The following is a 15,867-nucleotide window of genomic DNA, read 5'->3' on the forward strand; positions in this document are numbered from 1 at the left end:
ACCTCCTTGTGGTATTGTCGGGAATCTCCCTCCCACGTCTTTGAATTTATGTTTTAGTCTTCTACTGTTACACCCATTGAACGACAGGTTCCTGCGATCATGCTGATAGCAGACTCGATAGTCGCTGCATTCAGATCTTTCATCTTTGTCTCAGCGATTTCCTGTAACTGTGCTTTTGTGATTGTCGCAACCTTTGTCTTGTTCGGAACACCTGAACCAGATTTGATGTTGCAGGCTTTCTTGATCAGAACAGCCGCCGGCGGAGTCTTTGTTACGAAGCTAAAACTTCTGTCATTGTAAACTGTGATAACTACAGGAATGATCAGATCTCCCTGGTCAGCAGTTTTTGCATTGAACTGTTTTGTAAATTCAACGATGTTTACACCGTGCTGTCCAAGTGCTGGACCTACCGGTGGTGCTGGTGTTGCTTTACCAGCCTGGATCTGTAATTTAATATAACCTTCTACTTTTTTTGCCATTTCTAATTACCTCCTTGTGGTATTGGCGGGAATTTCCCTCCCACTGTCTGAATAACTGTTAATGTTTTAGTCCATCTTGCGGACTTCTGTGAAACTTAATTCTACCGGTGTCTCACGACCGAACAGCTCAACATTGATCGTCAAACTCTGTTTCTGTGGATTCATGGACTGGATTGCTCCAACCGTGCCTTCCCATGCGCCGCTCAATACGGTGATGGTGTCACCCACTTCAAGGTCAACCACGACATTGTCCTGCTGGATGCCCATCGGCATCATCTCCTCGTCAGAGAGCGGTACAGGTTTTGATCCAGGTCCTACAAAGCCGGTCACTCCACGAGTGTTGCGTACCACGTACCATGTGTCATCATTCATAATCATATGAATCATCACATAGCCCGGGAACAGCTTTTTCTGACTTGCCTTCTGGACTCCATTCTTAAGTTCAACGACTTCCTGCATGGGAACTCTGACCTCAAGAATCTGGTCTTCTAAATGTCTGTTTTCGATTGTCTTATCAATGTTCGCTTTTACTTTGTTCTCATACCCGGAATAGGTATGAACAACGTACCATTTTGCTTCTGACATAAAATCACCCTTCCTGCTCGCGCCTACCAGTTACTATTTAACCAATAAGTCGATACCGTATTTTAAGATGACATCAATAACTGATATCAATGCTCCCAAAAATACGGATACCCCAACGACTGCCGCTGTCTGCTTCGCAAGTGTCTTCTGATCTGGCCAAATCACTTTTTTAAACTCAGCCTGAAGTCCCTTAAACCAGCTTTTCTTCTGAGTTTTTTCTTTTGCTTCGCCCATAACATCCACTTCCTTTCAACGACTATTTCGTCTCTTTGTGCATTGTGTGTGATTTACAGAACTTGCAATACTTCTTTGTCTCAAGACGTTCCGGATGATTTTTCTTATCCTTTGTCATATTGTAGTTCCGCTGCTTACATTCTGTACATTCCAATGTGATTCTTGTGCGCACAACTTCCACCTCGCTTTATAATTCTTATTTAACGTGTTACGATCCACCCTCCTGAAACGCCTGCATTTTCAGCGGATTTCAGTGGATTTCCTGACGGTTGCGAAGCCGTCAAAATTTAGGCATAAAAAAAAGACCTACTTCCATTCGCTAGAGCATTGTATCATGTTCTGCCCGTGGAAGTCAAGCCTTTTCTCTTCTTTATCGTTATATCTCCATTCTTACATTGCCTGATAAACAGACCACGCAAAAAGCAGCGGAACGACCAGGTCTATCAGCGATACGGGCGTAAATGTTCCCGCCACAGCCAGCATGATCAGACTGATCACACAGATGGCCACGTAAATTCCCGCACAGATCATCGTCACCTTCGCATATTTTCTTATCAATCCGGTGACAGCTCCGACAATGGCTGCAATAACGGAAACAATGGACAGTGCAACAGACACCTGCCAGTTATCCACACCAGCCTTCTCCATCACCGGCTGTATCATCTGATTGGCCGCGATAAGAATGACCACTCCGATTGCAGAAAAGGCGCTGAAAACCAACACGATAATCGACATCACTTTTAAAAATTTTGTTTGTTGTAACATTTTCTCTCCTCCTTTAGACTTTTTTAAGGTTATATTGTAAAGCAGTCCTTTTCAGATCTGCCTCACCACTCCATAAAGCGGATACGCAAAAATCTGCTTCGCCGCCTGCCGACGACCTCTACATCTGGCGCAGCGCCTCGATCGGGCTCAGCTTTGCCGCCTTGCGCGCCGGATAGATTCCGAACACGATTCCGACACCGCAGGAAAACAACGTGGCAATGATCACCGATGGAATGGACACCTTGGCAGTCAGTCCCGCTACTTTGAGCGTTGACAGCAGCATCGCCATCCCAATCCCAAGCACGATTCCGATTATACCTCCCAGTCCCGATATGATCGCGGACTCAAACAAAAACTGCGCGACAATCGATGACGTTTTGGCTCCCAGTGCTTTCCGGATTCCAATCTCCCGTGTTCTCTCGGTCACAGACACCAGCATGATATTCATGACTCCGATTCCGCCGACCAGCAGTGAAATTCCCGCCACGAATGCCACAAATGCCGTGACTGTATTGATGATACCGCTGGCATAATTCGTAAATCCGGAAAGGTCCGCCGCTTTTGTAAACAGATCTTTTCCATCGTTTGCGTGTCTTTTTGTCAGGATGGTGTTCATCACTTCTGTAATATGTGTTTTAGACGCATTCTTCGCCGGCTGCACCGTGATACTGCTAAAGCCTCCTATATTCTTTCCAAACAATTCCGAAACCGTATACGGCATCTCCAGCGAAACTGTGATGGCTTCTCCAAACAGCTCTGCAACCTGTCTGGATGCCTCCATGTCCTCGTCCGACGCATCTCTGACCCCGCAGATTGTTACCGTCTGGATTGCATTGTTGATGGTCACTTCTATGTTCATTCCGACAACATCCGTAGTCCCAAAGAGTGCCTGCGCTCCTGCTTTGTCAATCACCGCAACCGGATTCGCATTCTTCAGCTGTTCCTCTGTAAAGTACGCCCCCCGAAACACCCGGTTGTTTTCTCGCGAGGTCTTGTCGTATTCCGGTATGGTAAACATCGGATACAGGGTATGCTTTCCTTTTCGTGTTTCCACAAATCCGCCATCTCCGTTTACCGCAAGATATCCATATGAAATCTGACTGCCCAGACCATTCTCCACCGCGGCGAGGTCATCGGCCGTAATCAGCTCGGTGTTTGTCGTGTTCTCCGTATTAACCTGAAGCGAAATCGGCATCACCGTATCAGAAGCTTCATCTTCTACCGAGGTACGGACGCCGTTTCCAATAGACACAACCGTGATCACGGACGAAATTCCTATGATAATACCCAGCATAGTCAAAACGGATCGTCCCTTGTTGGAGCGAATATTATCCAGAGCCATTTTTATATATTCACCAATCTGTCCCATATCTGCTCTTCTCCTCTATTTTGATGCTGCTTTTGCCTTAGCCTTCATTCCTTCCGAGACATTTCCCGAGGTGTCAGAAACCACCTCATCCCCTTTTTCGAGGCCCTTCAGGATCTGAATCTTTGAATCTGAAGTAATCCCTATCTCCACGGACTTCTCCAACACCGTTCCGTTCTCGATGACGTAGACAAAATCACCTTTTGTGTTGGTGTTTACCACATCATTCGGGAGCACCAGCGTATTCTTTTCTTCTGCGACAGATATGACCACTTTCGCCGGAACCCCTATAATGATCCCGCCGTTCGCATTCGTAATTTTCACTCTTGCCGCAATGGTAGATACGCCTTTTTCGTTCGCAGTCGCAATCTGGCTGACCGAATCCACCGTACCTTTGTATTCTTTATCGCCCAGCGTTATCACAGCAGGCTGCCCTGTCTTCACCTTGTCAAAATCGGCGGTTGGAACCCCCAGCGTCACATACATGTCGTTCAGACTTGCGAGAGTATACATCTCGCCTCCCTGAACCGCATCCGTTCCGGCAGCCGCTTTCACATCCGCAACGATACTGTCAAATTCCGCTCTCATTCCATCTCTGCCTTTTTGCACCAGCTCTTCCGCCGTATAGGTCGTCATAGCTGCGAGATCTTCATTGATCTGCATCGTCTGAATCTGCTCCGATGAGATAGCGCTGGATGTCGTTCCATTGTCAGCCGGTACATCGGTACTGATATTGTTCATTACATCTGCTGCCGCTGCAATCTGCGCACCCAGTTCATCGTACTGCGCCTGCAGCGCAGCATACGCCTCATTCGCCGCGCTGCTGAGTGGATGTTCATCCACGATCTTCTGCTGTGTTCTGTTGTCAATCGTTCTCTGATTTACATCGCTGGTCAGATTATCGCTTTCTTCCTTCAGCTGCGCAAAGGTCTTCTTTTCCGTCTTCCTTGCCTCGCTTTTTTCGTACGCATCTTCCCCCATCTCCGTATATTGCTGGATGATCGCGATCCGCGCATTATCAATCTCTATCTGACTGTTGTTTTCCTGAATTTGCTCCTGTGCTTTGGTTGCTGCAGGACTATTTTCTTGGTTTTCTATGTTTTCCTGCTCTGCCGCTGTTCTTGCGGCATTCAGACCGTCCACCAGTGCATTCTGCTGATCGATCACTGCATTATAAGCATCAATCGCTGCCTGCTTCTGTGCATTCGCCGCATCCTGTGCCGTCGCCTGCGCCTCTGCCTTCATCTGCGCTTCTTTCTCCTGTGCCCGGGCCGCCTGATTCAGGGTGTCCTGATTCCCCAGCCGCGTAAGCTGCTCCTGCATCTGGCTTTTCTGATTATCCCGTTCAAGATTCGTGGTATCAAAAGAAACCAGCACATCCCCGGCCTTCACCGTCGTTCCCACCTTCGCATTCAGGGTAAGGACCGGTGCATTCACCGGTGAGTAGTATACCTTTGTTTTTCCACTCCCCACAGTTCCGGAAATACTGTATGTTTCCTTGATATCCTCCTGCTCAACTTTCGTGGTACTCAGCTCTGTTGTCGTATCCGTTTTTTTCGCCGTGCCGTTGATTGCCCAGCACGCCAGCCCTATGACCGCAACAGCCGGGATGATCATCCACACCGGAAGCTTTTTCTTCTTCGGAGGTATATTCTCCTCTTCCTCCATGTCAAAAAAATCCTCATCCAACTCAATTTCATCATCCCTGGTATTCTCAGAAACTTCTGTTTCCAGCCCGCTGCCGGATGCAGCCATCGTTTCCTCCTCGGTCAATGCTTCTTTCTCTAAATTTTCCGTGTTTTTCTTTTCCATCCTCTTTCCAAACATGTCAATTACTCCTCCCGCTCTCCCAGCTCAGACTGCCCGTTCTCATTCAGATAATCTTTCTCTATCTTTCCATCCTTAATCCGGATCACTCTTTTTACCTGCTTTGCAATGTCATCGTCATGCGTGATGATGATGACAGTCCGCCCGGACCTTGAAAGTGCCATCAGTATTTTCATAATGTCTTCCGAGGATTTGGAATCCAGATTTCCCGTTGGTTCATCCGCCAGAATCACCGGCGGCCGCGCCGCTATCGCCCTTGCGATCGCAACTCTCTGCTGCTGTCCTCCGGACATCTCCGAAGGCTTATGATTCATTCTTTCTCCCAGTCCGACCTTGCGCAGCGCTTCTTCTGCAAGCTTTCTCCGGCTCGCTTTGTCCAGTCTTCTGTAAATCAGCGGGAGCTCGACATTGCCTCTTGCATCAAGATTTGAAATCAGATTGAACCCCTGAAATATAAACCCCAGCTCCTTGTTCCGGATTTCGGACAGCTGGTTATCTTCAAGCTCTGATACATCCTGACCGTGCAGATAGTATTTGCCGGAAGTCGGTACATCCAGACACCCCAGCATATTCATCAATGTGGATTTTCCGGAACCCGAATGTCCCACGATTGCGACAAATTCGCCCGGATGGATATCCAGCGAAACGCCGTCAAGTGCACGCACCTCATTTTCCCCCGGGTTGTATATTTTTTTTATATTTTTCACCCTGATCAATGGTTGTTCCAAAAAGCATCCTCCTCACATCATACAATTCCTCTTAATTCCAAAGCAATCACAACAATAACATCCACCATTATCATAGCACATAAAACCATACAGAGCATTCTTTTTTTTCGCAGTGAAAAGCGCCCCAGAAAGTCATCCATCTTCGGTGCTGCATAATAGAGAAATGCACAGCCTAAGAGGCCGGATGCCACCGAAACACCCAGACACACTCTTCCGTTAATCTGCAGAAAGTATCCACTGAAGTCCCAGAGTTTTGTGCCCTCCACCACTTCGAAATACAGACTTGCCAGATATTCCAGCACCGTATAAAACAGAGTGATCAGACCGAACGTGATCCAGGGATTTTTCATCCATCGGCGAAACAATACCACCGCGAGAACCGCACCGAGACCGACAAGCGGCAGCCACGGCCCATGCAGCAGACCGATCAGTTGGAACTTTTCTTCCCTGCCAAGTTCTATCAGCACCTCGAATACCCACCCCAGCACAGAGACCATAAAGAAAAGCAGGATATAGGATGTGATATGGTATGGCCGATTGCCATCCACCACCGCCACCACTTCATGCCATCTGGATTTTCTCCCGTACAAAAAAGCGGGATATGTGTCCGGTTCATATATGTAAGGCTTCATGTTAGGCATTTTCTCGTCATCGCGCATCAATATACTGATCAGCACCTCATCCTCAGATGGAATCCGGTCCAGATATTTATCCACAAAGACCCGGTTGTCTGTATTACGAAGCTCCAGCATCTTTCTTCTAAGCTCCATATAGACTTCTACCTCAGCCGCGCTGGTGTATGCATTCAGGAAAAAAATATCCAGAAGTCCAAATGTAAAGAGCCCCAGCAGATGCCACCAGAAAAACGAGATCTGAAGAACAAACATGCGCCATTTATTCCCCCGCATCATCTTTTTGGACATTGCAAACGCAGTCTTTCGATCCACTGTCGGATTCTCCGCGACGATGAACGGAATCATGTAGTACTCGTAATGCTTTATGATCCCTCCCACGATCGTCAGGCTCCACCAGAACTGGAACCAGGCTTTGCAAAACATAATCCACGCTGGATTTTTCACCACCTTGGACCGGTACAGATAAAAAATCCGGTTGATCCGACTCTCGTGATAAATCCGAGTCTCCATCAGAAAACGTTTTTCACCGATGAGCAGAATGTTCTTCACAAAGAGCCAGTAGAACACACTGATTACCATCCCAAACAGCAGCACTATAAAGGTGAGGGTAAAGTTGTGTTCCATGTAATCATCCACCGCCTCCGCCGAGATGGCAAGCAGGGAGAACGAACCCAGGTAGCGGTTGATCAGAGTTTCCGCCGTACTCACGACCAGAACATTTTTCACTCCGACTCCCGTTTTTTTCTGGATCGTTTCTTCGACGTACTTTGTAATCCCCGGATCCTGCGGAGTTTCTGTGTTTGTGCGCAGAATCTGCGTGGAAGAACTATAGGCTCCTGCAAGAACCGCCACCACAAAACACACTGCTATCATTCGCAGATAATTACTTTTTACAGAGGATTTTGCCCTCGATTTAACCCCACGTCTTGTCCACATTTTTTCTGTTTCCTTATCTTTATTCTACGCATTAGTTTACCACAATAAAGTATTCTGTACAATTCCTTTTATTGCACGTTATCGATTGTCGGATATTTACATTTGCGCGCCTCCCGGTGTATACTGTAAGCAGTGTCCTGCTGTTCGGATTATTCTGTATTTCGAAACGCGGATTTTATTATTTTATTAATGGAGGTTTTATGATATGAAAAAATACGATACTATCATATTTGATTTAGACGGCACCCTGCTGAATACACTGGACGATCTGATGGACGGTGTGAACTACATTCTGAACTATTATCACTATCCCGAACGGACGCTGGAGGAGGTTCGCTGTTTTGTCGGGAACGGGCTGCGCCGTCTTCTGGCGCTTGCACTCCCGGACGGTGAAGAAAATCCTTTGTTTGAGGAGGCATTTGAGCGTTTCCGTGCATATTACACGGAACACTGTCAGATCAAAACCAGTGCTTATGATGGAATCCTGCCTCTTTTGGATTTCCTGAAGGAGTCCGGTTATGCACTGGCCATTGTCTCCAACAAAAACCATGCCGCCGTCAATGCATTGTCCGAATTATACTTTGCATCCCAGATTTCAATCGCAATCGGCGAACAGCCCACCGTAAACCGCAAACCTGCTCCCGACACAGTGTTTGCCGCTCTGGACGCGCTTCACATGAAAAAGGATAACACACTTTATGTGGGAGATTCCGAGGTGGACAAGCTCACCGCTGATAACGCCGGAATAGACTGCGCGTTGGTGAGCTGGGGCTTTCGCAGCCGGAAGGCGCTGGAGGCGCTCCACCCTACCGTGCTCATCGACCGGCCAGAGGAGCTGCGCATCTTTCTGGAGCACTAAAAGCGTTCTCTCACAAACCGAAACAGAGTCCGAGAGAATGTACATTGATATATTTTTTAGTCACCCAAAATTCAAGATAACGAGAAGGAGATATAATTCATGAAAGAAACCGTGATGATATTCAACCCGCCAGCCCGCGACCGACTGCTCAAGATCGAGATGGCACTGTTTCCTGCCAAGGTCCGCATGCTGCGTTTTGAAGCAAAGGATTATGAACAGACACTCGGCACACTCGCCGGATTAGGTGACGTGGAACGCGCACCGGCCGATGAATCACCGGAACCGGCCAGTAAGCTCTCCGATACCATGCTGGTCTTCGCCTTTATCGATGACCACAAGCTGGAACAGATTCTCGGCAGTCTGCGAAGAAGCGGTACCGGTCCGCTCCCCTACAAGGCTATTCTGACGCCCACAAACCAGCATTGGACTCCGCTCCAGTGTTTTAGTGAAATCCGGCAGGAGCATGAAGCCATGAATGAATCCCGTTAATTTTTCCAGACAGCTACGGTCATCTCACTCCACTTCTGCCCGATTCCCGTCTCAATAGATTTTCTCAAAAGAATTTTTCTGTAAGCAAATCGGACGTTCAAAAAAATGCCTCCTAAAAAGGAGGCATTTTTTACCCTATACATTCACTTTACAATAATAAATCTATCTCATTTTTTACTTGTCTTAATAGTTTCCAAATCTCTTACAGTATTCCGCCGATTGATAAGAATAATGGTGCAAATACCAGTGAAACGATCGTCATCAGCTTGATCAGGATGTTGATAGAAGGACCTGAAGTATCCTTGAACGGATCTCCTACGGTATCTCCAACTACAGCTGCCTTGTGAGCTTCACTTCCTTTTCCGCCATGGTTTCCATCTTCGATGTACTTCTTGGCATTATCCCATGCACCACCTGCGTTGGACATGAAGATTGCCATCATAACACCTGTTACGAGTGCTCCTGCAAGAAGTCCGCCGAGTGCTGCCGGTCCTAAGAGGATTCCGACTACGAGCGGAGACAGTACTGCCATGATACCAGGAATTAACATCTCTTTCAGCGCTGCTGTTGTGGAAATTGCAACACATGACTTGTAGTCTGGTTTTGTTGTCCCTTCCATAATACCAGGCATAGTTTTGAACTGGCGTCTTACTTCCTCGATCATCTGATATGCTGCCTTGGATACAGACTGCATGGTCATAGATGAGAACAGGAACGGAAGCATACCACCGATGAACAGACCAATAATAACACGGTTGTTCAGGATGTCGATCTCGCTTAAGTTTACTGCATTTGCATAGGATACAAACAGTGCAAGTGCTGTAAGAGCTGCAGAACCGATTGCAAAACCTTTTCCCATAGCTGCTGTTGTATTACCAACCGCATCTAACTTGTCCGTGATGTTACGAACTTCATGATCCAGACCTGACATCTCAGCGATACCACCGGCATTGTCAGCGATTGGGCCATAAGCATCCACTGCAACTGTGATTGCTGTTGTTGAAAGCATTCCCACTGCCGCAAGTGCGATTCCGTATAATCCGCAGGATGTATATGCTGCAAAGATTCCCACGCAGATCAGAAGAATCGGAACTGCTGTAGACTGCATACCAACTGCAAGACCACTGATGATTGTGGTTGCGGAACCTGTCTCAGACTGGTCAGCAATCTCTTTTACAAATTTGTAATCTCCAGAAGTATATACTTCTGTGATGATTCCGATCAGTAATCCGACAACCAGACCTGCCAGAATTGCAATGGCAGCCTTGAAATCGCCAAACAGATATTTACTGAATACGAAAGCTACGATTACAACGATAACGCTCGATGCATATGTACCAGCTTTCAGTGCTTTATGCGGGTTCGAATTTTCATCTCCTCTTACGAAGAATGTACCAAGGATAGAAGCCAGCAGACCAAGACCTGCGATAACCAACGGATAAGTTGCTCCCGGCAGCGGATCATCTGCTACGAATAAAATTCCAAGTGTGATTGCTGAAATCAGTGCACCTACGTATGACTCGAAAAGGTCGGCACCCATACCTGCAACGTCACCTACATTGTCACCTACGTTATCGGCGATAACAGCCGGGTTACGCGGATCGTCCTCAGGGATACCTGCTTCAACCTTACCTACAAGGTCAGCTCCAACGTCAGCTGCTTTTGTGTAGATACCACCACCAACACGGGCAAACAATGCGATAGAAGAAGCACCAAGACTGAATCCTGATAACACTTCAACATTGCCTGTGATCACATAGATCACGCTGACACCGAGAACGCCAAGACCTGCCACGCACATACCCATAACGGCTCCGCCTGAGAATGCGATGGACAACGCTTTGTTCATGCCGCTTGTTCTTGCTGCATTCGCTGTTCTTACGTTAGCTTTTGTTGCCACAGTCATACCGCAGTATCCTGCAATTGTCGAAAATGCTGCTCCGACTACGAAGCAGATTGCAGTAATCCAGTTTCCGATTCCAAATCCGATCAGAACAAACAGGATAACCACAAAGATTACAAGAATTTTGTACTCCGCTGTAAGGAACGCCTTTGCTCCCTCACTGATGGAACTTGCAATCTCTTTCATTTTGTCTGTTCCGGCTTCCGCTTTATTTACTTTTGCAGCAAGATACGCAGCAAAAAGTAATGCAAGCACTCCGAATACCGGAACTACTTTCATTAACATTTCCATTTCAAATCCTCCCATAGATTTATGTATAGTGCATACATTCTAGCACAGCATATGGTAAGTTGACAATATTTATTTGAAATTTCTATGCAATTCGCCCCTTTTGTTTCTTTTTTTTGGACACATGCGCTATATTGACATACGTTTTTTTCTTGATCCAGTGATACACTAATCTAGAAAAGTATATGTTTCAGCAAAGGAGGAAATACCATGTCAAATTCAGATAGTAAAACACTGTTGTCACCAGAAAACATCGTCTATCGTCCGCCGGTTGAAGCCGCCAGTATGATTCTTGAAGTATCCATCGGCTGCAGTTATGGAAAATGTACGTTTTGCCAGTATCTGGCAGACAAAATTCCACTTCAGCTCATCCCGCGTGAAGAGCTGATTTCCAACCTGATAAATTTATCCCTCACCGGCAGCACAACTCCTGATCTTTTTTTGACCGGCGGCAATGTTCTGGCTTTTAAGACCGCCTACCTGCTGGACACGTTCAATCTCGTCCACATGTATCTGCCCTATGTACAGAATTTCCGTATGTATGCCCGCGCAGACGATGTACTCCACAAAAGCAGAGAAGAACTGTCTGCTCTGGCATCCGCAGGTCTGGATATCCTTTATATTGGAATTGAATCTGGAAATAACGAAGTTCTCACACTCTGCAACAAAGGCGAGACCCGTGACCAAATGCTGGAATCACTCTCTATTCTCGAAGAATGCGGTATCCAATACGGCTTAAGTTCTATTCTGGGGCTCGGTGGAAAAGAACACAGCAGAGAGCACACGGAAGACACGATTAGCTTCTATAATCAGACTTCTCCTGCCTCCATCCGGGTCATGACTCTGACCCCATTTGACCATTCTCCCCTGGCTGACGCAATCCAGCAGGGAAGATTTCATCCGCTGGTTCAGAAAGAAATCCTGGAGGAAGAACTCCTGCTTTTGGAAAATCTGAAACTTTTGAGCAACGAATGCCTTTTTGTGGCAAATCACGTCTCCAATGCCGTTCCATTAATTGGCTTTTTACCTTCAAACCAAGAACAGCTGATTACCATACTCAAAAACAATATTCAACACTCCAAGTCAGCAAAGCCGACTCAGATCTCTCCCGGAAAATGGTAATCTATGAGACAAAATATTCCGGATGCTCCTCCATCAACTGCAGCAGATTTCGGAGATATGTTCCCAAATGCGTTTCATAAAACTCATGAATGTCTGATTTCTCCGGAATCCCTGTAAAGAGATAGTCTGCAATCCGCTGGTGTTCCTCATACGTCCCCTTCAGATCAATCTGATTTTCGATGATGTCAAGAAACCGAATCCGGTCATAATGTGTACAAACTCGCCGCACCGCATTCCAGATATTCGGTTTCCCTGCCAGATGATAGATAATACGATGAAAATCATCATCAAGATGAAAAAATTCTTCCACATCTCCTTCCGTCCCTTCTATTAACGCTTTTTGCATAATAAGATTTTCATTCAGCCGTTCAATTCCCTTCGTGCTTGCATATCCTGCAAGCTGTTCTATCAGCTTTGGCTCAACGACAGACCTCATAAAAAAACCTTCCCGGAACACGCTAATGTCAATTTTTGTCACCATGAGTACATCCCTCGCAGCACTCTGCATCAACAGTTCATCCTCTAGCTTATCTGTTACCTCCCTGACAATCTGCACAGGCATATTCAATTGTTTCATAATATCATCCACACTGATGCGGGTTCCCGGAATCATCTGTAATGTCATAATATTACGGCGAACCACGCGGTACGCATACTCCACATTGTTCTCATTTTCTCTTCTGTCATATAACTGCACAATCGTCCACCATCCTTTTCATTTTTATTTTTTATATTTCATTATAACACGAAGCCATTCCCATAGCATTACATCAAAAAAACAAACTGTCAGATTTTTGGACAAACCTGACAGTTTGCTAGTATTCCTTCCCTAACTTATAATACTTCGAATGCTATACTTCCTATATATTTATATTGGCCCTTCGGGCAAAGTATAAATTGTTATGAAACCACTGTATTATCCCATAATCTCCGGCATCGGATTGACACCAACGGCAAGAAAGATTCCCACAATAGCTGCAACAATCGCACAGTAAATGATACAGGGAACAATGTTGGTGCGAATCAATTTGCCTTCATTTCCACTGGTTCCTGTAGTCGCACATACCGATACAATATTATTAACACATACCATATTCCCGATTGCTCCACCCATATTCTGCAGCGCAACAATCAAAATCTGTGACATACCAAGCAATGTTGCCGTCTCAAACTGCAAGGAAGAGAACAGTGTATTGGAAACAGTACATGATCCTGACATAAATGCACCAAGAACACCAATCAGCGGCGCAACAATAAAGTAAGCGCTGTGGAAAATATTCGCAAGGGCATCGGCCATCACATAAAGCATACTGCTGTTTGCGTATGTAAATTCTTTGACAGTCTCTGACACAATCTTTGCACCGATATCTGCAGAATTTGTGTAACGGTACAGATTTACCATTGCAACTCCGAACAATAATGCAACTGCTGCACCTGAGATCTGTTTGAACGAATCGGTGATTGCCAGTTTTGCTTCCTCCTTTGTCATCTTATGCACAAAGATCGTCAACAGCGCAATAAGCATAAATGGTAAGATTCCCGGATTCCAAAGGAACTTGAAATCCCAATTGATATTTTCAAACCCGAAAATATGATCCACATGCAGGATAAACGGCTCATCATTCAAAATCGGTTTGATCTTGAATACTGCAACTCTTGTCAATACCAGAACGATACCGATAATAATATATGGGAGCCATGCTTTAATTGCGCTCATGCCTTTATCCCTTGTCTCGCTGATCGCCTTTGTTGACATCCAGCTCTTGTCGCCCCACTTTTGCATCCCCTCAAAGGTCCATACCTCTTTTGGCATCAAAAAGCCTTTCTTAGCTGCAAAAATCACGATTGGAAGCGATCCAAGAAACGCCACCATCGATGTAAGCTCCGGACCAGCAAATATCGCCATCGTCAGATAAATCACGGCAATAACACCGCCGGTAAACAGGCAAAACGGAATGGCAGGTACCACATCTTTAAAAGTTTTATTTTTTCCGAATATTTTGCACAGTACACATAAGCCCAGAATAATAATTGCGAATCCACCAATCATGTGTGGAATACAGGTCCATTTTGTCAGAAGCATCGTAAACTTATCAGGATCCCCTCCCAGATTCTTCACTGCATCCGCTACTGTTGCCGATGCAGTCAGTGTGGGTACACCAACCGGACCCGGACAAACCGGAGTCGAGTTGTATATCAGACAAACAGCTGCTGCCGCCAGTGGCGGGAACCCCAAACTGATCAGAATCGGTGCTGCCAGTGCTGCCGGTGTTCCGAATCCGGCTGCACCTTCTATAAATCCGGCAAATACATATCCTACAATAACAGCCTGAATTCGTGCATCCTTCGTAATATTAGAAAAAATTCTATTAATTGCTGCCATTGCTCCAGATTGTTTCAGAACATTCATCAACAAAATGGCGCCGAATATAATACATAACGTTTCAAATGCACTTAAAAATCCGGCAATTGTCTGTGCCCCTATTTCCAAAGCCCCCATCTTCCATATAAAGCCGGCTACAAGACACGCACAAAACCACGATACCGGCAGTGCTCTCTTTGCCGGCCAATTAAACCCAACCATGAAGACTACTGTCAACAAGATTGGTACTGCTGCAATAATTGCATACACAATCACTTCACTCCTTCCATGTTTATTCCCATCAAGTCTTATGTGCTTAGTATAATAGAAGAAATTCATATTTTCCTTAAGCGAAAAACTGAATTGTTTAAGAAGTGTGCACATTTTGTGATTTGATTTTTCAGATTTGTGCACTTTCCTGATTTTGTCATTCTAATTTGTGCATTTTTGAAATCTGCGCAAAACTTTATCTCGCCGGATTATTGTTTATCGTTAAAATTTATGCCATAATAGTTTTTATAGATAACTAACAATCCAAGTGTCACTTCAAATTAATTTTTGTGCATTTTTGCCACACTTTTTAGAAGTATGCTTAAACCAGTCAAAGGAGTTTGATAATATGTCCAATAATCTTATTACTAAAGATGCGCTTGCATCCGCTCTCAAGAGCCTTCTGCAAACCCAGCCTTTGTCAAAAATTTCGGTGAAGTCCATTACTACATATTGCAATATCAGTCGGAACACTTTCTATTATCATTTTAAAGATAAGTACGAACTGATTAACTGGATCTTTTATTCCGATATGCTCACGAATGTAAATTCATTCGCCGATCCCGCCAAATTGGTTGACAGCTTCTCCAATGTTTGCAAATGCCTTTATGAAAATCGAAGATTCTACCTGGCCTGTTTCCAGTATGTTGGTCAGAATTCACTCTATGACAGCGTTGAGGAATAAAAACTTTTCGCAATAAAATAACCAGAATCTAAGCAGGAGTACCTCTTGTGCGGTAAAATATAAGTAACAAATTTTTCGCACAGGAGGTTTTTACGAATGACAAAGAAAGAAAAACGTGAACGAAAGAAACAGGACCGTGGAATAGTTGATTTTATGATGGTTGCAAATCATTTCTTTCATTATTTACAACAATGGATCTCGGAAATGAACGATCCAAGAGATTCAAGTTACATCACGTATTCGCAGACTGATCTTGGGTATATGGCGATTCTCAAAAATATCTGCGGACAGCATACAATGAGAGAAATGGAAGAAAATTTCAATCATGAGAATT

The 15,867-nt window shown here is 45.3% G+C and carries 17 protein-coding genes; 5 read left to right on the forward strand and 12 right to left on the reverse strand.

Annotated features, from left to right (window positions below; translation table 11 throughout):
- Positions 1–53: 53 nt before the first annotated feature.
- The 9 genes from rplK to BUB85_RS11460 form a co-directional block, all read right to left on the reverse strand.
- Positions 54–479 carry a 50S ribosomal protein L11 gene (gene rplK / locus BUB85_RS11420; RefSeq protein WP_073110487.1) on the reverse strand — a complete coding sequence of 142 codons (426 nt, stop codon included), beginning with the start codon at positions 477–479 and terminating at the stop codon, positions 54–56.
- Positions 480–545: 66 nt separating this feature from the next.
- Complete coding sequence (gene nusG / locus BUB85_RS11425; RefSeq protein WP_073110489.1) at positions 546–1,064, reverse strand: transcription termination/antitermination protein NusG; 519 nt, start codon at positions 1,062–1,064, stop codon at positions 546–548.
- 33 nt (positions 1,065–1,097) lie between these two features.
- The gene (secE, locus tag BUB85_RS11430; RefSeq protein ID WP_073110491.1) at positions 1,098–1,298 is read right to left on the reverse strand and encodes a preprotein translocase subunit SecE; all 201 of its coding nucleotides are present in this window, start codon (positions 1,296–1,298) and stop codon (positions 1,098–1,100) included.
- A gap of 22 nt (positions 1,299–1,320) precedes the next feature.
- Entirely contained in the window at positions 1,321–1,470 is a 150-nt protein-coding gene (gene rpmG / locus BUB85_RS11435; protein WP_073110493.1) for a 50S ribosomal protein L33, read from the reverse strand.
- 218 nt (positions 1,471–1,688) lie between these two features.
- Entirely contained in the window at positions 1,689–2,063 is a 375-nt protein-coding gene (locus tag BUB85_RS11440) for a hypothetical protein (protein WP_073110496.1), read from the reverse strand.
- A gap of 118 nt (positions 2,064–2,181) precedes the next feature.
- Positions 2,182–3,432 carry an ABC transporter permease gene (locus BUB85_RS11445; RefSeq protein ID WP_073110498.1) on the reverse strand — a complete coding sequence of 417 codons (1,251 nt, stop codon included), beginning with the start codon at positions 3,430–3,432 and terminating at the stop codon, positions 2,182–2,184.
- Positions 3,433–3,447: 15 nt separating this feature from the next.
- Positions 3,448–5,256 (reverse strand): efflux RND transporter periplasmic adaptor subunit, encoded by a 1,809-nt coding sequence (locus BUB85_RS11450; RefSeq protein ID WP_073110500.1) that lies wholly within the window; start codon positions 5,254–5,256, stop codon positions 3,448–3,450.
- A gap of 5 nt (positions 5,257–5,261) precedes the next feature.
- Positions 5,262–5,984 (reverse strand): ABC transporter ATP-binding protein, encoded by a 723-nt coding sequence (locus tag BUB85_RS11455; protein WP_278319592.1) that lies wholly within the window; start codon positions 5,982–5,984, stop codon positions 5,262–5,264.
- 17 nt (positions 5,985–6,001) lie between these two features.
- On the reverse strand, positions 6,002–7,555 hold the full coding sequence (locus BUB85_RS11460) for a DUF975 family protein (protein WP_073110502.1): 1,554 nt from the start codon (positions 7,553–7,555) through the stop codon (positions 6,002–6,004).
- A 205-nt stretch (positions 7,556–7,760) separates the two neighbouring features.
- Here BUB85_RS11460 and BUB85_RS11465 point away from each other — a divergent pair, with 205 nt between their 5' ends.
- Together BUB85_RS11465 and BUB85_RS11470 are read left to right on the forward strand one after the other, a co-directional pair.
- Positions 7,761–8,414: an HAD family hydrolase gene (locus BUB85_RS11465; RefSeq protein WP_073110505.1), complete on the forward strand. Its 654-nt coding sequence runs from the start codon at positions 7,761–7,763 to the stop codon at positions 8,412–8,414.
- Between the two features lie 114 nt (positions 8,415–8,528).
- Positions 8,529–8,903 carry a DUF3783 domain-containing protein gene (locus BUB85_RS11470; protein WP_242945409.1) on the forward strand — a complete coding sequence of 125 codons (375 nt, stop codon included), beginning with the start codon at positions 8,529–8,531 and terminating at the stop codon, positions 8,901–8,903.
- Between the two features lie 202 nt (positions 8,904–9,105).
- Here BUB85_RS11470 and BUB85_RS11475 read toward each other — a convergent pair whose 3' ends face one another.
- The gene (locus BUB85_RS11475; RefSeq protein ID WP_073110513.1) at positions 9,106–11,097 is read right to left on the reverse strand and encodes a sodium-translocating pyrophosphatase; all 1,992 of its coding nucleotides are present in this window, start codon (positions 11,095–11,097) and stop codon (positions 9,106–9,108) included.
- A gap of 207 nt (positions 11,098–11,304) precedes the next feature.
- On the opposite strand from BUB85_RS11475, the gene BUB85_RS11480 reads away from it, so the two are divergent.
- Positions 11,305–12,216, forward strand: coding sequence for a radical SAM protein (locus BUB85_RS11480; protein ID WP_073110518.1), 912 nt, complete (start codon positions 11,305–11,307; stop codon positions 12,214–12,216).
- Between the two features lies 1 nt (position 12,217).
- Here BUB85_RS11480 and BUB85_RS11485 read toward each other — a convergent pair whose 3' ends face one another.
- Together BUB85_RS11485 and BUB85_RS11490 are read right to left on the reverse strand one after the other, a co-directional pair.
- On the reverse strand, positions 12,218–12,913 hold the full coding sequence (locus BUB85_RS11485; protein ID WP_084534013.1) for a GntR family transcriptional regulator: 696 nt from the start codon (positions 12,911–12,913) through the stop codon (positions 12,218–12,220).
- Positions 12,914–13,132: 219 nt separating this feature from the next.
- Positions 13,133–14,848 (reverse strand): L-lactate permease, encoded by a 1,716-nt coding sequence (locus BUB85_RS11490; protein ID WP_073110542.1) that lies wholly within the window; start codon positions 14,846–14,848, stop codon positions 13,133–13,135.
- 349 nt (positions 14,849–15,197) lie between these two features.
- Here BUB85_RS11490 and BUB85_RS22445 point away from each other — a divergent pair, with 349 nt between their 5' ends.
- On the forward strand, positions 15,198–15,533 hold the full coding sequence (locus BUB85_RS22445; protein WP_084534014.1) for a TetR family transcriptional regulator: 336 nt from the start codon (positions 15,198–15,200) through the stop codon (positions 15,531–15,533).
- Between the two features lie 96 nt (positions 15,534–15,629).
- On the forward strand, positions 15,630–15,867 hold a 238-nt coding region (locus tag BUB85_RS11500; RefSeq protein ID WP_143160704.1), incomplete at its 3' end, for a transposase family protein.

It is taken from the genome of Hespellia stercorisuis DSM 15480, from assembly GCF_900142165.1.
Lineage (GTDB): Bacteria > Bacillota > Clostridia > Lachnospirales > Lachnospiraceae > Hespellia > Hespellia stercorisuis.

Bases quoted from the DNA above. Each gene is read 5' to 3' on its own strand.
- rplK (WP_073110487.1), bottom strand. From the start codon at position 479: ATGGCAAAAAAAGTAGAAGGTTATATTAAATTACAGATCCAGGCTGGT.
- nusG (WP_073110489.1), bottom strand. From the start codon at position 1,064: ATGTCAGAAGCAAAATGGTACGTTGTTCATACCTATTCCGGGTATGAG.
- secE (WP_073110491.1), bottom strand. From the start codon at position 1,298: ATGGGCGAAGCAAAAGAAAAAACTCAGAAGAAAAGCTGGTTTAAGGGA.
- BUB85_RS11440 (WP_073110496.1), bottom strand. From the start codon at position 2,063: ATGTTACAACAAACAAAATTTTTAAAAGTGATGTCGATTATCGTGTTG.
- BUB85_RS11445 (WP_073110498.1), bottom strand. From the start codon at position 3,432: ATGGGACAGATTGGTGAATATATAAAAATGGCTCTGGATAATATTCGC.
- BUB85_RS11450 (WP_073110500.1), bottom strand. From the start codon at position 5,256: ATGTTTGGAAAGAGGATGGAAAAGAAAAACACGGAAAATTTAGAGAAA.
- BUB85_RS11460 (WP_073110502.1), bottom strand. From the start codon at position 7,555: ATGTGGACAAGACGTGGGGTTAAATCGAGGGCAAAATCCTCTGTAAAA.
- BUB85_RS11465 (WP_073110505.1), top strand. From the start codon at position 7,761: ATGAAAAAATACGATACTATCATATTTGATTTAGACGGCACCCTGCTG.
- BUB85_RS11470 (WP_242945409.1), top strand. From the start codon at position 8,529: ATGATATTCAACCCGCCAGCCCGCGACCGACTGCTCAAGATCGAGATG.
- BUB85_RS11475 (WP_073110513.1), bottom strand. From the start codon at position 11,097: ATGGAAATGTTAATGAAAGTAGTTCCGGTATTCGGAGTGCTTGCATTA.
- BUB85_RS11480 (WP_073110518.1), top strand. From the start codon at position 11,305: ATGTCAAATTCAGATAGTAAAACACTGTTGTCACCAGAAAACATCGTC.
- BUB85_RS22445 (WP_084534014.1), top strand. From the start codon at position 15,198: ATGTCCAATAATCTTATTACTAAAGATGCGCTTGCATCCGCTCTCAAG.